The sequence below is a fragment of the Trichocoleus desertorum AS-A10 genome (assembly GCF_039962155.1).
Lineage (GTDB): Bacteria > Cyanobacteriota > Cyanobacteriia > FACHB-46 > FACHB-46 > Trichocoleus.
Window position 1 is genome coordinate 84,710 of sequence record NZ_JAMPKN010000010.1, and the last position, 16,589, is coordinate 101,298.

9 protein-coding genes are annotated in these 16,589 nt (G+C 51.0%); 5 read left to right on the forward strand and 4 right to left on the reverse strand.

What is annotated here, in order from left to right:
- Window positions 1-172 precede the first annotated feature (172 nt).
- Window positions 173-685, forward strand: coding sequence for a hypothetical protein (locus tag NDA01_RS15080; protein WP_348228569.1), 513 nt, complete (start codon window positions 173-175; stop codon window positions 683-685).
- A 70-nt stretch (window positions 686-755) separates the two neighbouring features.
- Here NDA01_RS15080 and NDA01_RS15085 read toward each other — a convergent pair whose 3' ends face one another.
- The 4 genes from NDA01_RS15085 to NDA01_RS15100 all read right to left on the reverse strand — a co-directional run bounded on the left by NDA01_RS15085 (window position 756) and on the right by NDA01_RS15100 (window position 11,002).
- A complete protein-coding gene (locus NDA01_RS15085; RefSeq protein ID WP_348228570.1) occupies window positions 756-2,822 on the reverse strand; it encodes a hybrid sensor histidine kinase/response regulator in 2,067 nt (688 codons plus the stop codon).
- 4 nt (window positions 2,823-2,826) lie between these two features.
- A complete protein-coding gene (locus NDA01_RS15090; RefSeq protein WP_348228571.1) occupies window positions 2,827-3,450 on the reverse strand; it encodes a chemotaxis protein CheB in 624 nt (207 codons plus the stop codon).
- Window positions 3,422-4,240 carry a CheR family methyltransferase gene (locus NDA01_RS15095; protein ID WP_190432489.1) on the reverse strand — a complete coding sequence of 273 codons (819 nt, stop codon included), beginning with the start codon at window positions 4,238-4,240 and terminating at the stop codon, window positions 3,422-3,424. The genes NDA01_RS15090 and NDA01_RS15095 overlap by 29 nt, the downstream gene beginning before the upstream one ends.
- A gap of 72 nt (window positions 4,241-4,312) precedes the next feature.
- Entirely contained in the window at window positions 4,313-11,002 is a 6,690-nt protein-coding gene (locus NDA01_RS15100; RefSeq protein WP_348228572.1) for a HAMP domain-containing protein, read from the reverse strand.
- A gap of 787 nt (window positions 11,003-11,789) precedes the next feature.
- Here NDA01_RS15100 and NDA01_RS15105 point away from each other — a divergent pair.
- From NDA01_RS15105 to NDA01_RS15120, 4 genes are all read left to right on the forward strand, one after another.
- Entirely contained in the window at window positions 11,790-12,296 is a 507-nt protein-coding gene (locus NDA01_RS15105) for a hypothetical protein (RefSeq protein ID WP_348228573.1), read from the forward strand.
- A gap of 25 nt (window positions 12,297-12,321) precedes the next feature.
- Window positions 12,322-13,377, forward strand: a complete 1,056-nt coding sequence (gene ygfZ, locus NDA01_RS15110) for a CAF17-like 4Fe-4S cluster assembly/insertion protein YgfZ (RefSeq protein ID WP_348228574.1) — start codon at window positions 12,322-12,324, stop codon at window positions 13,375-13,377.
- Between the two features lie 77 nt (window positions 13,378-13,454).
- On the forward strand, window positions 13,455-15,773 hold the full coding sequence (locus tag NDA01_RS15115; protein ID WP_348228575.1) for a CHASE2 domain-containing protein: 2,319 nt from the start codon (window positions 13,455-13,457) through the stop codon (window positions 15,771-15,773).
- A gap of 24 nt (window positions 15,774-15,797) precedes the next feature.
- Window positions 15,798-16,589: an ion transporter gene (locus tag NDA01_RS15120; RefSeq protein ID WP_431193414.1), complete on the forward strand. Its 792-nt coding sequence runs from the start codon at window positions 15,798-15,800 to the stop codon at window positions 16,587-16,589.

Genomic DNA, 16,589 nt, shown 5'->3' on the forward strand with positions numbered 1-16,589 from the left:
CCTATCCTGAAGATTTCATAAAGGTCATTCTGCCGCCTGGATGCAACGTTACACAGATTTACAGATGGGTAAACGCGGAGGGCATGACCAAGCGCCAAACTGCCCGGAACCTCAGTCAGAAAAATTGTAGTTATCAGTACTAGAGCTTTTACAACTTGCTCTGCTCTATGTCATGCCACTTATGCTTACTTCGTTCCGAGTCACGCACCTAGCTTTATTTGCAGGCGTTCTTGTAGGGCTGACGGGCGTTGCGACCCAGTTTAGGCACCCTCAGTTGCCGCAGCCTTTGATTAGCCAAGCGATCGCTCAGCCTCAACCAGCCGCTCCAGATTCTAGAGCTGATTACAGTCCTGTCGTGCTGACTCAGCTCACTGAAAATGGCAAAAATCTAACGGGACAGCGGCCTAGCGCGATCGTGGCTCAGTTGTTTGGGGCTACGGAACCATTATCTAAGTTTGGCTTGGAGCAACTTGAGATTAGTTATTCCGAATCTGGGGAAGCGATCGCTCTACTGACCCAAACAGGATGGCAAGACGATTCGGTTAATGGTGTGAGATACCGAGTGGAATTACAGCCGCAACCCAGCGACATCGGGAGCCAATGGCAAGTGGTTTGGGTTGGCAAACAGTCTAAGTGCCAACCAGGACGTGGCCACCAAAATTGGTCTACGGCTTTGTGCTCTTAATTCGGAATTTCAGAGCTAAGGGCTCAGGTTTAGGCCCACAAGTTCAAACCCAAAAGTTCAACCCCGAAACTTAAGCTTGAAGCTGCGAGGCTGGTTGCACCAACTTAGCAACAGCGGCGACCAACTCTCCTGGCTCTATAGGTTTCGCTAAGTGCATCTGAAACCCTGCTTCGATCGCGCGCTTGCGTTCCTCCACACGGGTATAGGCAGTAAGGGCGATCGCGGGAATATTACCTCCTTGCTCTGCCTCTAGTCTGCGAATTTGGCGAATGAGCTGGTAGCCATCTGCGTCTGGCATGCCAATATCGCTCACCAGCACATTGGGCTTGAAATCGCCGAGGGCTGTCACCGCATCTGCCACGCAGGAGACGATGTTCACCTCTGCGCCGTATTGCGCCAAGGCCGTCGATAAAAACTCTCTAGTGTCTGGATCATCATCGACGACCAGCACCCGGAAGCTAGATAGCGAAGGTACGTCTGTATTTACAGCCGCAAGATGTGTCATTGGATAGCCTTCTTCTGCATCTTGCGGGTCGATCAAGGTGGCTGCTTGCGGCAATTTGACAATAAACCGCGCTCCCGGACCGTCTGGATTGCTAGCTGCCTCCACCGTACCGCCATGCAGTTCGACCAAATGCCGCACTATCGCCAGCCCTAAGCCTAAACCACCGTAAGGCCGAGTCGTGGTGCTATCGGCTTGACGGAAGCGATCGAACACATAGGGTAAAAACTCTGGACTAATTCCGATTCCTGTATCAGTCACTTGGATTTGAGCATAACGTTGCGGTTGGGCTTGGCCGTTGTCGCTGCCAATATCCTCTTGACCAAAGGATAAGCTCACCTCCACTTTGCCTTCCTCGGGGGTGAACTTAATCGCGTTTGATAGCAGATTCCAAACCACCTGCTGGAGACGGTCGGGGTCCCCTAAAATTAGCTCTCCTGGCGGGTCAAATTTAGTTTCAACCTGAATAGACTTGCTGTCAGCCATCGGACGCAGGGTATCCATTGCGGCTTCAATCACCCCAATGGGATTAACGGAACGAATTACCAGTCGCAGCTTGCCGCGAATAATCCGCGAGACATCCAGAATGTCTTCAATCAACTGCGCTTGGACTTTGGCATTCCGCTCAATTGTTTCCAGGGCTTTTGTTGTGGTCGCCTCATCAAATTTACGAGTGCGGAGGAGGCGAGCCCAGCCCAGCATGGCATTGAGGGGAGTCCGCAGTTCGTGAGAGAGGATAGCGAGAAATTCATCTTTTATCCGATTGGCAGCCTCAGCTTCTTGTCTAGCGATTTGTTCGCGCATGAACTGGGCTCTGGCTTCTTCTGCCTGTTTGCGCTCTGTCACGTCTTCAATGGTGCCGACGTGGCCCAGCAGCTTGCCGTGGTCTGAAACCATTGGAGACGATCGCACATGGGTCCAGCGAATCGTGCCATCGGGGGCCTGAAAGCGAAATTCATCAGAATATTCTCGGCCCTTCTTGGTGTAGGCCAACCATTCTTGGGCAGCACGAGGCCGATCTTCTAGATAAACCGATCGCAACCAGCCTTCGCCTAAACTAGCTGCTTCATCCAAACCACAAATCACTTGATAGCGGGGATTGGTGTAAGTACAGCATCCTGACATGTCCGTCAGAAAAATACCTACGGGCGAGCAGGCACTGAGGGAGCGAAAGCGTTCTTCACTTTGCTTCAGCTCAGCATTGATGGTACTTAGTTGGGCTGCTTGCCGCTTCACCTCTTCTGTTTTCTTGAACAAATCAACGAAAACGGAAACCTTCGAGATCAGAATTTCGGGCTTAACTGGCTTGAGTAGGTAGTCTACCGCACCTAAAGAGTAGCCCTTAAACACCAGGGAATCGCTACTGCTAAAGGCGGTCATGAAAATGATCGGGGTATGCTGCGATCGCGTCCGTTCTCGAATTAAAGTGGCAGTTTCAAAGCCGTCAATCCCTGGCATCTGCACATCTAGCAGAATCACCGCAAAATCTTGATGGAGCAGGCAGCGTAAGGCTTCTTCGCCGGAACTCGCCCTGACTAAGTTTTGGCCCAAGCTTTCTAAAATTGCCTCTAAAGCCAACAGGTTTTCCGGATAATCGTCAACCAGGAGAACATTAACTTTGGGTTCAGACGACATGGGCTCACCTTATGACAGGCTGACAAAGATGGATCAAACGAGGAGCAATATCTGCCAGGGGTAAAATCCAGTCTACGGCAGTTGTTGCGATCGCTGCTTCGGGCATCATCCGACTTTCGGAAGTTTTGGGGTCTTGAACGATGGCTAAGCCACCACGGGCCTTGATTCTAGCTAGACCTTGCGCTCCATCCCGACCTGACCCAGTTAAGATCACGCCGATCCCCCGTGCCCCATAAGCATCAGCGGCTGACTCAAACAACACATCAATAGACGGGCGGGCATAAGACACAGGCATCTCTGTAGACAAAGCAAACCGACCCACATCCTCTACTAATAAATGATAGTCAGCGGGAGCCAGATACACTTGGCCCGGAACAATGGCTTCTTTGTCTTCTGCGTCTTTCAGGGGTAACACACTACAAGATTGCAAAAATTGACTGAGGCTGGTGTCGGAGTCTTTATGTCGATGTTGCACGATCGCGATGGCGGCAGGAAAGGTAACAGGTAGTTTTTTAAGTAGAAGTTCTAGGGCACTTAGCCCTCCTAAAGAAGTCCCAACGACCACCAACTCGAAGTACGGTTGGGTGTGCGGGGGCCGACTATTTAATCCGTCGGTAAAGCTTTTCACGGCTTTCCAACTCCTCATAACAATCTTCGTATTTCGTCAGTCTTAGAGATTCTTGATGGCCCACTCCTAAAATGCCAAACCTGCCCAAACTTTCGTATAACAGCTTATGCACCCGCTCTTGCAAGGTGTTGTTGAAATAAATCAAGACGTTACGACATAGGATGACGTTGAATTCGTTGAAGGAAGCGTCGGTGGCTAGATTGTGCTGGGAGAAAATCAAATTCTCTTTGAGCGTCGCGCGAAAAATTGCATTGTCATAAGCAGCCGTATAGTACTCAGAGAACGATCGCTTCCCCCCTGCCTTGAGATAGAGCTGGGTGTATTCTTGCATCAGGTGTAGCGGAAAAATGCCTACCTTGGCTTGACGCAGAACCGATTCATTCATATCTGTGGCATAGATGCGGCAACGGTGATATAGCCCTTCTTCCTGCAACAAGATTGCCATTGAATAGACTTCTTCTCCAGTCGAGCAACCAGCATGCCAAATCCGAATAAAGGGATAGGTGCGTAAGAGGGGCACCACCTTTTGCCGAAAAGCCAGATAGAAGCTGGGGTCTCGAAACATCGAGGTGACATTCACCGAAAGCCCCAGTAGAAAGCGCTCTAAGCATTCAGGTTCGTGTAGGATTTTCTCTTGCAGACCAGAGATACTTTTTAGGTGTTCGGCGCGAATAGTATTCCAAATCCTCCTTTTGATAGAAGCCAAGGCATAGTTACGAAAATCGAACCCGTAGTGGCGGAATACTCCTTCCAGCAGTAAGTGAATTTCTAGTTCCTCAAGGTTGTTCATTTGCTATAGAAGTTATTAAAAGTGTAAAAACTACAGGATTTTCGTTTTTACACTTTTAATTTTGCCTTCTACCTATTGATACAACCAGACACGTAGGAGAGAGAGTAACTGCTCTGTATCTACCGGTTTGGTGATGTAATCTGAAGCGCCTGCCTCTAAACACTTCTCGCGATCGCCCTGCATGGCCTTGGCAGTGAGGGCCACCATCGGCAATGCATCAAAGACACTCAACTGGCGAATCGTTTGCATGGTTTCGTAACCATCCATTTCTGGCATCATCACATCCACCAAGACGATGTCTACATCTGGGTTGTTTTGCAACACAGTAATGCCATCGCGCCCATTTTCTGCGTACAACACCTGCATCTGATACCGCTCTAGCAGGCTGGTGAGGGCAAAGATATTGCGAACATCATCATCCACAATCAGCACCTTTTTGCCTTCGAGTATCGGGTCATTTTGCCGCAGTTGCTCTAGCATCTGGCGCTTGGGTTGTGGCAAGTCGGATTGCACCCGATGTAAGAACAGAGCGGTTTCATCCAGGAGGCGTTCGGGCGATCGCACATCCTTAATGATGATGGTTTCGGCCATCCGCTTCAGCTCAGTTTCTTCTTGCTGGCTCAGCTCCTTGCCTGTGTAGACAATAATCGGCAATTTCGCTAGCCCCACTTCCTGTTTCAAGGCTTCAATCAGCTCTAACCCTGTCATGTCAGGCAGGCCGAGGTCGAGCACGATGCAGTCAAAGTGGTTGTCTCTCAACATTTCTAGAGCTTCAGCCCCTGAGCCCACGGCTGTAGTTTCAACATCACCATTGCCGATCAGATCGACGATGCTTTGACGTTGGATTTGATCGTCTTCTACCACCAAGAGGTTCTTGACTCGACGCTCGACAAATTCTTTGATTTGAGTCAAGGCGTTGGTCAAGTTTTCGCTGGAAATTGGCTTCTGCATGTAGGCGATCGCCCCCAGTTGCAAGCCGCGCTGCCGCCCTTCTTCCACGGTCAAAATATGAACTGGAATATGGCGGGTGTCTGGGTTGTGCTTTAAGCGGTCTAGCACCGTCCAGCCATCCATATCGGGCAAGCGAATATCCAACATCACTGCATCGGGCTTGAAGTCGCGCGCCATTGACAGACCCATGCTGCCACGCAAAGCGACTAGCACCTTAAAGCCCTCGTTGCGCGCCATGTCAATTAGCACGCGGTTAAAGTTGAGGTCATCCTCAACAATCAGCAAGACGCGATCGCCCGGTTCAATATTGCTGCGGTCATCACTGAGTTCGGGCAAGGGCAGCATCATTGAGCTAGGAGGTGACTCAGTCAAATTCAGCGCGGCAATATTGGCCGCCAATGTCGTGGCAGCGAAATCTGGGCCATCTCCGTTGGGTGCTTCCCGGCGTCCCAGTTCTACCCGAATGGGCATCTGAGGCGCTGGAGCGGCAGTAGGTGGGGCTTGGTAAGCTTGCGGTAGGTACAGCGTAAAAGTGCTTCCTTGTCCCGGAGCGCTGGTCAGCCTGATTTCACCGCCCAAGAGACGGGCAATTTCTCGGCTGATCGAGAGGCCCAATCCGGTGCCGCCATACTTGCGGCTGGTCGTACCATCCGCCTGCTGGAATGCCTCAAAGATAATCTTCTGCTTGTCCGCTGGAATGCCAATGCCCGTATCGGTCACAGAGAAGGCAATTACCGTATTGGCACGGCTCAAGCTTTCTTTCTCTGGGTTCCAGCCTTGGGCTGCCGCCGTCATGCTGAGGGTGACAGAGCCGCGCTCGGTAAACTTGAAGGCGTTGGCCAGCAGATTCTTCAGCACTTGTTGTAAACGCTTGGAATCGGTATAGATGGCGCGGGGGAGGCGCTCATCTAGCTCGATGTTGAACTGCAAGCTCTTATCCTGAGCCACCTGGCCAAAGGTACGATCGATGTAACCGCGTAGGTCGGTGAACAACATCTGGTCAATATCGACCGACATGGTGCCGGATTCGATTTTGGCTAAGTCCAAGATGTCGTTGATTAGCTCTAGGAGGTCGGTACCCGCTGAGTGGATGGTTTGGATATACTCCACTTGCTTTTGGGTCAAGTTACCGTCGCTGTTGTCGGTTAGCAGTCGAGCCAGAATCAGCAAGCTGTTGAGTGGCGTGCGGAGTTCGTGGGACATATTCGCCAAGAACTCGGACTTGTACTTGGAACTGAGGGCCAATTGCTCGGCTTTTTCCTCCAGCGATCGCCGCGCTTGTTCGATTTCGCGGTTCTTCCGCTCCACCTCTTTGTTTTGCAACGACAGCAACTCGGCTTTTTCTTCTAGTTCTTCGTTGGTCTGCTGCAATTGCTCTTGCTGGTTCTTCAGCAACTCTTCCGAAGCCTTCAGCGATTGGGCTTGTTGCTCTAGGCGCTTGTTGGTGTCGGTGAGTTCTTTCTGCTGCACTTGCAGTTCTTCAGCCAAGGATTGAGATTGCTTCAGGAGTTCTTCGGTCCGCATACTAGCCGCAATCGTGTTTAAGACGATGGCGATACTTTCAGTCAGTTGGTCGAAGAAGGTGAGGTGAATATCACTAAACTGCCGGAAGGACGCCAGCTCGATCACAGCAGTCACTTGACCTTCAAACAACACGGGCAGCACAACCACATTGCGGGGTGTGGCTTCTCCCAGGCCAGAACTAATCTTGATGTAGTCGTCTGGGACTTCGCTGAGCAGAATCCGTTCTTTCTCTAGAGCACATTGACCCACTAGACCTTCACCGATGCCAAAGCGGTTTGCTAGGTGCTTGCGCTCGCGGTAGGCATAGGTGCTGAGCAGCTTCAGGAAAGGAATATGCATTTCGCCCGGTTCCATCAGGTAGAAGACCCCATGCTGAGCCGAGACCAAGGGAGCCAGTTCAGACAAGATGAGCTTGGAAACGGTTTCGAGATCGCGCTGACCTTGCAGCATCCGGGTGAACTTAGCCAAGTTGGTCTTGAGCCAGTCTTGCTCGGTGTTCTTCTGGGTGGTTTCCCGCAGGTTGGCAATCATCTGGTTGATGTTGTCCTTCAGGACCGCCACCTCCCCTTGCGCCGCCACCGAAATCGAGCGGGTTAGGTCGCCCTTGGTTACTGCCGTTGCCACTTCCGCGATCGCTCGGAGCTGAGTAGTGAGAGTGGCAGCTAGCTCGTTTACGTTGTCGGTCAAGGCACGCCAGGTTCCAGAAGCCCCCGGTACTTTCGCTTGGCCGCCCAGTTTTCCTTCAATCCCCACCTCGCGGGCCACCGTTGTTACCTGGTCAGCAAAGGTCGCCAGCGTGTCGATCATCTCGTTGATCGTGTCGGCCAGGGTTTCGATTTCACCCTTAGCATCCAGCATTAGCTTCCGCTTCAGGTCACCATTTGCCACCGCCGTTACCACTCGCGCAATCCCCCGCACCTGAGCGGTGAGGTTACCTGCCATCGAGTTCACGTTGTCGGTGAGGTCTTTCCAGGTGCCTGCCACTCCGGTGACTTGCGCTTGGCCTCCCAGCTTTCCTTCGGTGCCTACTTCACGGGCGACCCGCGTTACCTCAGAGGCGAAGGAGCTGAGCTGGTCCACCATCGTGTTGATCGTGTTCTTCAAGTCGAGAATCTCACCCTTGACATCCACGGTGATTTTCTTGGACAAGTCGCCGTTCGCGATCGCCGTTGCCACCTCCGCAATGTTCCGCACCTGGGCGGTGAGGTTGCCTGCCATCAAGTTCACATTGTCCGTGAGGTCTTTCCAGGTGCCGGCGACTCCTCGGACGTAGGCTTGTACCCCTAGTTTTCCTTCGGTACCCACCTCCCGCGCCACTCTAGTTACCTCAGAAGCAAAGGAGTTGAGCTGATCCACCATCGTATTGATCGTATTCTTCAGCTCTAGAATTTCGCCCTTCACATCCACGGTGATTTTCTTGGACAAGTCGCCGTTCGCTACTGCGGTCGTCACTTCCGCAATGTTCCGCACCTGGGCTGTCAGAGAACCCGCCATGAAGTTTACCGAGTCCGTCAGGTCTTTCCAGGTGCCCGCGACCCCCGGCACGACGGCTTGCACACCCAGCTTTCCTTCGGAACCTACCTCACGGGCAACTCTAGTTACTTCAGAAGCAAAGGAGTTGAGCTGGTCTACCATCGTGTTGACGGTATTTTTTAGCTCTAGAATCTCGCCTTTGACGTCTACCGTAATCTTCTTGGACAAGTCGCCGTTCGCCACCGCCGTCGTGACGGCGGCAATGTTCCGCACTTGGGCTGTCAGAGAACCCGCCATGAAGTTCACCGAGTCGGTGAGGTCTTTCCAGGTGCCCGCTACACCGCGCACGTCGGCTTGCACACCCAGTTTTCCTTCCGAGCCTACCTCGCGGGCGACTCTGGTTACCTCAGAGGCAAAGGAGCTGAGCTGGTCCACCATGATGTTGATGGTATTTTTTAGCTCTAAGATTTCACCCTTCACCTGCACCGTGATTTTCTTGGAGAGGTCGCCATTCGCGATCGCAGTCGCAACTTCGGCAATGTTTCGGACTTGGGCTGTGAGGTTGCCTGCCATCGAGTTCACATTGTCGGTCAGGTCTTTCCAAACCCCCGCCACGCCTCGGACTTCGGCTTGCACACCCAGTTTCCCTTCGGTTCCCACCTCCCGAGCAACTCTAGTTACCTCAGAAGCAAAGGAGCTGAGCTGGTCCACCATCGTGTTGATCGTGTTTTTCAGCTCTAGAATCTCGCCCTTCACATCCACGGTAATTTTCTTGGAGAGGTCGCCGTTGGCCACCGCTGTCGTCACTTCCGCGATGTTCCGCACCTGCGCGGTCAGGTTACCTGCCATTGAGTTCACCGAGTCGGTGAGGTCTTTCCAAGTACCCGCCACGCCTCTTACTTCCGCTTGCACCCCCAGTTTTCCTTCCGTTCCTACCTCACGGGCAACCCGCGTTACCTCAGAGGCGAAGGAGTTGAGCTGGTCCACCATGATATTGATGGTATTCTTCAGCTCTAGAATCTCGCCTTTTACGTCTACGGTAATTTTCTTGGAGAGGTCACCGTTCGCTACCGCCGTCGTCACTTCAGCAATGTTCCGTACCTGCGCGGTCAACGAACCCGCCATGAAGTTTACCGAATCGGTGAGGTCTTTCCAGGTACCCGCTACACCTCGGACATCGGCTTGCCCCCCTAGCTTTCCTTCCGAGCCTACTTCCCGCGCCACCCGCGTCACCTCAGAGGCGAAGGAGTTGAGCTGGTCCACCATCGTGTTGATCGTGTTCTTCAGGTCCAGAATCTCGCCTTTTACGTCTACCGTAATTTTCTTGGAGAGGTCGCCGTTCGCCACCGCTGTCGTCACTTCGGCAATGTTCCGCACTTGGGCTGTTAGGTTGCCTGCCATCGAGTTCACCGAGTCGGTCAGGTCTTTCCAGGTACCTGCCACCCCGCGCACTTCCGCTTGTACCCCCAGTTTTCCTTCGGTACCTACCTCACGAGCAACTCTGGTTACCTCAGAGGCGAAGGAGTTAAGCTGGTCCACCATCGTGTTGATCGTGTTCTTCAGCTCTAGAATCTCGCCTTTTACGTCTACCGTAATTTTCTTGGAGAGGTCGCCGTTCGCCACCGCTGTCGTCACTTCGGCAATGTTCCGCACTTGGGCAGTTAGGGAGCCTGCCATGAAGTTTACCGAGTCGGTGAGGTCTTTCCAGGTGCCTGCCACGCCGCGCACTTCCGCTTGACCGCCGAGTTTTCCTTCCGCACCTACCTCACGCGCCACCCGCGTCACCTCAGAGGCAAAGGAGTTGAGCTGGTCCACCATGATGTTGACGGTGTTCTTCAGCTCTAGAATTTCACCTTTTACGTCTACCGTAATCTTTTTGGAAAGGTCGCCATTCGCTACCGCCGTCGTGACTTCCGCGATGTTCCTCACTTGGGCGGTCAGGTTGCCTGCCATCAAGTTCACGGAGTCGGTCAGGTCTTTCCAGGTGCCTGCTACGCCTTTCACCTCGGCTTGTACACCCAGTTTCCCTTCAGTTCCCACCTCACGGGCGACTCTAGTTACCTCAGAAGCGAAGGAGTTCAGCTGGTCCACCATCGTGTTGACGGTGTTTTTTAGCTCTAGAATTTCGCCTTTAACGTCTACCGTAATCTTCTTGGACAAGTCACCGTTGGCGATCGCCGTGGCAACTTCGGCAATGTTTCGCACTTGTCCGGTGAGGTTGCCTGCCATCAGGTTGACGTTGTCGGTCAAATCTTTCCAGGTGCCTGCTACGCCTTTGACTTCGGCTTGCACGCCCAACTTGCCCTCGGTGCCCACCTCACGAGCTACACGGGTGACCTCAGAGGCAAAGGAGCTGAGCTGCTCCACCATGGTGTTGACGACTTGAGCCGTTTGTAAAAACTCACCTTTGAGCTGGCGACCTTCAATTTCGGTCGGGATGGTTTGCGACAAGTCACCATGCGCTACGGCTCGGATGACCCGCGACGTTTCTACAGTAGGTTGCACCAAGTCGCTGATTAAGCTATTGATCGACTCTAAGCAAGAGCCCCAAGAACCGCCCGCATTTCCAAGCGACGCTCGCTGAGTGATTTTGCCTTCTTTACCAACAACTTTGCCAATTCGTTCTAGCTCCTTGGTCATCCGCTCATTCAGCTCGATGACATCGTTAATCGCATCAGCAACCTTGCCTGCCATCCCGGTGTACTCATCAGCCATGCGAACTGAAAAGTTACCTTTCTTAACGGCACTGAGTATCTTTAGTAACTGTCTGAGGTCCAAGTTCTCGGTATCTTTGGTAACTTGTTCAGCGGGCATAGCCTGATCCTTTTAGAGCAATGAGGATACGAATAATTAGGGAGTTGCCGCCACCAGCCAAGATCTGTGCCGAACCAGACCTCCTGTAGTAGCAGTCAAGGACGAGAGAGCAGAGTTAACGAGTGCAACGACCAACAGAGATAGTTGTGATCAATTATCCGGTGCAAAGGCTGGCCACTGGCTTCTACCGAAAGATAGATGCTAAATCCAAAAATCAGCCCTCAGGCTAGCTGAGACGGGGAAGGTAAAACAACTTAACGGGTTTAACTCAATGACTGTTTCGGTGCAGCTAAATCATTGAACTCTCTGCTTGCTACAGACAGAGTTGGCAATCAAATATACTAAAACGTTACTTTCAGGCGCTGTACGCTACTGCACTTGAGGACGATATTCTGAGATTTCATGGCAGGCATCCCTGTTCATTTCTAGGACAACAGGCGGCTTTGGAAACTTCTGGTTGATTGCCCCTGCTGGCCTAAGAGCCAGCCAGCATCAGAGGATAGCGACGTTAGTAAGACTCCTCAGTAACGTCTATCCTGTAGATTCCTGAATTAAATTCACTCCCGACCCCATCAAACTTTAGATCAAAATTAGCCGATATGGAGTCAGTAGCGATCGCTCAACTGAGTTGTCTCCCCCTGTAGCAATCAAGCCATCAGCATCACAATCAGCGGATAGTTTGGATTACTGTGGTGGTAAGGAGCACAGAAGCGATCGCTCTAAAAGCCCTCAAAGGTTTAGTTCTCACTGCTTTAACAGCCCTAAGGTTTAAGATTTCACTTTATTTATGAAGCCGCAATTTCAAGATCAAGTTGCTTGGGCCCAAGCTGAGTTGCTGATGCAGCCTGCTTTTATTCGTTTACTAGACAATATCCGCAAGCAGTTGGATCAATCGGACTGGAAAGGGACTTATCAAGATGTACAAACTTGGCCAGAAGGCACCCCAGAGGCAATTCAAGCTCAGGTAAAGCAACTGCAAGCAAAGCTGGCTACCGCTTCACCAGAACAAGCCGCTGAAATTGAACAAGCCTTGGCGCATCTACCCACGCCTTTTCCTGGGTACCTCTTGTGCTTAGAAAAACAAGGTCAGCAAGTCCAAATTGATCTCTGGGAGCTGTGCTACCAAGTTTGTTTTCGTAACTATCGGGTATTTCAAGATAGCTCTGACCCGCAAGCGGTTGAGATTGATACCAGCTTGATTGATGATGAGATGGGAGAGGTCGATTGGAACCGCTTAGACGACAAAGCTCGACAGCTGATCGAGCAAGTTTTTACAAACCTTCCTTCACGCTAATTTCTAGAGGCACCGTTGAAATTCCATGACTCAAGACCTGCATCAACTTCAAGCGTCTGCTGGCGCTACGTTTGAAGAGATTGGTTCAGCCACTATCCCCGTGAGTTTTGGCAATGATAGTGCCGCTCTTGAGGTTGCTCGGACAGGAGTGGCGCTGTGCGATCGCTCCCATTGGGGTCGCATGCAAATCTCAGATGCCGATCGACAAAACTTCCTGCACAACCAGAGCACCAACGACATCAAGCGCTTGCAACCAGGGCAGGGCTGCGACACTGTGTTTGTCACCTCAACAGCTCGCACCCTCGATCTGGCCAGTGTTTACGTCACTGAAGACACGATTCTTTTACTGGTTTCTCCCAACCGCTGCCAAACTTTGATGGAATTTTGCGATCGCTACATCTTTTTTGCCGATCGCGTCAAGCTCACCAATCTGACAAACACCACTACAACCTTTAGTCTGCTTGGCCCTCAGAGCGATGCCCTACTCAATAAACTGGGGGCAAGCTCCCTGATCGGTCAACCTGATGGCAATCATGCCCTGTTTCCTCTAGGAGACAGTGAAGTTCGAGTCGCAGTTGGGAGTGGCTTAGCAATCCCTGGTTATACCTTGTTCTTAGCGGCTGAGTCAGCTGCGAGCTTGTGGCAGCAGTTGGTGGAAGGCGGGGCGGTTCCTTTGGGCGATCGCGTCTGGGAGCAACTGCGAATTCAGCAAGGCCGTCCGGTACCAGAACATGAACTCACAGAAGACTACAACCCACTAGAAGCAGGTTTGTGGCAAACTCTCTCCTTTAATAAAGGTTGTTATATCGGCCAAGAAACAATCGCGCGTCTAGATACCTATAAAGGAGTCAAACAACAACTTTGGGGCATTCGTCTCAGTGAGCCTGTGGCGGCGGGCAGCCCCATTATTTTAGGAGACGACAAAGTAGGTGTTCTCACCAGTTCGACAACCATTGATCAGGAAGCATTTGGGCTTGGCTACATTAGAACTAAAGCGGGAGGCGCGGGTTTACAAGTTCAAGTGGGTACAGCTCAAGGGGAGGTAGTCCCTGTTCCCTTTTTGACTTATAACCGACAATAGAAATAACTTATTGCGGCCTTCACCTCAAGCTCGGCCATTATTAATTCCATCCCTGGAGGAAAGCACACAGCAAAAGTATGAAGCGGCAGTTCCGGGAGTTAGGATGGCGACTGCTTCCAGGGGGAATCACGGCATTAGTGGTTGCCAGTTTGACTGCTTTAGAAGTTTGGCAGCCCTTAGAGCAAATTGCTTACAACACGCTGTTTCAACTGCGGGGCGCGATCGCTTGGGACCGAAGCGTGGTGATTGTCGGGATTGATGACCGAAGTTTGCGAGAACTAGGACCCTTTCCCTGGTCTCGCCAGCAATATATTCAACTGCTCAGTGTTCTCACCAAAGCTGAGCCGAGTGTGATTGCCTTAAATGTAGTCTTGACGGATCAAGGCCCCCAAGATACCCGACTTGCGGCAGCAGTGCAGCAACAAGGGCGCGTGGTTCTGGCCCAAGCTTGGGACGGCATCGGGGGGCCTCTACTCCCCAGTCCTCCCCTCGGCAAAGTTGCTTTCGCCGTTGGCCAAGTTTACAAGAAACAAGATTCTGACGGTCTCACCCGAAAAATCGATTTGCAGTTACAGGGGGTGCCTGCCTTAGGCTTAGCCGCCGTTCAGGGGTATAGCTTAGTGCAAGCTCCCGTAGAGCTGCCCAACCTACAAACCCCTTTTTGGGTCAACTGGCCAGGGCCTGTGCGTCAGCTCCAGCACTATTCGTTTGTAGATGTCATCCACCAACAAGTTTCCCCTCAAGCGTTCAAGGACAAAATTGTAGTCGTTGGAGTAACTGCGGCGGGGCTCGACTCACTGCCTACCCCCTTCGATCGCAATCCTCCTGCTAGTGGCACGCATCTCCATGCGGCGGTGATCAGCACTCTGCTCCAGCACAACTCTCTGCGGCTACCCCCTCAACCCTGGCTATTGGGGCTGTTTCTGTTGGGTGGACCAGGCTTAAGCTATGTGCTGGGTCGATGGTCTACTGAACGCCAAATCACCCTAGGGCTTGGGTTATGTGGCATTTGGGGCATTGCCAGCTTACTGTTGCTGCACACTGGCTACTTAATGCCTGTGGTTCTGCCCATTATTCTATTTAGCGCCACGACTGGCACCGTCTTGCTTGAGGAACGATTGCGCGAAAATGCTCTACTTCAGCACGAAGTGAAGCAGCTTTGGCAAGCGCACCACCAAGACCTCGTTGCTCGTAGCCACAGTATCCTGCGCTCTGAGCAAACCCACTGGCAAACAGGCCAACAGCCCGCCTCAATGCAGCCTGTAGCTCAGTTAGCTTTACTAGCTGAGCAATTCGGTCGGTCTCAATCGGCGCAAGCGGCGATCGCCCGGAGTCTTTCCATTGGCTTGTTAGCTGCTGACTTAGATGGCTTGGTGTGGTTTTGCAATCCGATGGCTGCTAAATGGCTGGAGATTCAGGTGGGCGATCGCCTCCATGCCCAACTGATTCCTCGCTGGTTGAGCCAAGGACAATGGCAGTCAGATTTACAGATGTTAAGGCAACAGCAGCCAGTCACTCCCCATGAATTGCACCAAGATGACACCTGGTTTGAACTAAAGCTAGAACCTTTGCTTTATGGAAGTGTTGAGCCAGAAATTGCGAAACAATCTCCCCACCTGGATGGATTATTGCTGGTCTTGGAAGACATTACTGCCAGGAAGCAAATCGAAGAAAATTTGAGCCATCAAATGCAAGAGCTACAGCGCATGAATTTACTTAAGGATGATTTCTTAAGTACCGTTTCTCATGAACTACGTAGCCCAATGGCTAACATGAAAATGGCTATTTATATGCTCAAGATTGCTAAAACTCAAGAACAAGAAGATCATTACTTCAGAATTCTGCAAGCCGAGTGCGATCGCGAAATCAACTTAATTAATGATTTATTAGACCTGCAACGATTAGAAGCTGCAGCCAAACCTTTTAATCCAGAGACGATTGATTTGAATGATTGGCTACCCCGACTTGTTGAGCCATTTAAAGAGCGGGCTAGCAATCGCCAGCAAAGTGTTCAAGTTCAAATTCTTTCGGAATTACCTTTGTTAGTTTCAGACCAACCCAGCTTGGAACGAGTTTTAGCAGAACTCCTCAACAATGCTTGCAAATACACCCCACCCGGTGGTGAAATTAAGGCGATCGCTGGTTTTAATTCTCCTTGTATAGAATTAAGTGTGAGTAATTCTGGAACTGAAATCCCGGAAGTTGAGCTAACTAGAATTTTTGAAAAGTTCTATCGGATTCCTCGTAACGATCGCTGGAAGCAAGGTGGCACTGGTTTAGGCCTAGCTCTGGTTAAGAAGCTGGTAGAGCATTTAGGAGGAGTGATTCAAGTTACTAGCGACTCCGGGATTACCACATTTACAGTTCTGCTACCTACACAATTTTTACAGCCCTAAACCATCTACTGATTTTTATTCTTGATGTTACTGCGACAGAAAGTTTCTTTCTACTTAGAAGATATTGAAACCCCCGTTGGTATCGCAATTAATTTAGCGATCGCCAGCTTAGTTTTATTGTCTTCAGGTATTTTTGTTGCAGAAACCTATCCAATTTCCGATTTGGTTCGGACAAAACTAAACACAATTGACTCGGTTATTTTAGTTATTTTTGCGATCGAGTATGTTCTTAGGTTTTGGTGCTCTGAGCAAAAAGTTAAATACTTTTTCAGCCTCTACTCAGCCATAGATTTAGTCGCTATTCTGCCATTTTTTCTCGGCGTTACTGATATTAGCTTTATTCGGTTACTGCGTTGGTTCCGAATTCTACGGTTGATTCGTTTTGTGGAAGGCACCGCTTTGTTTGGTCGAGTGAGCAGTGAAGATGGAGCTATTTTCACTCGCATTCTATTCACTTTATTTGCCATTATCTTTATCTATTCAGGCTTGATTTATCAAGTTGAGCACCCAATTAATGCAGCGGGATTTAAAACATTTCTAGATGCTTTTTATTTCTCTGTTGTCACCATGACCACTGTTGGTTTTGGCGATGTTACGCCCATTTCCGAAACAGGCCGCTTGCTCACCGTACTGATGATTTTGACAGGCATTGCTCTAATTCCCTGGCAAATTGGCGACTTAATCCGACGATTGGTCAAAACTTCCACACAAGTAGAAACGCAATGCTCTGGCTGTGGTTTGGCTTTGCATGACCCTGATGCCCAATTCTGCAAAACCTGTGGAACTAGTCTGAGAAAACCATCAACAAAGACATAA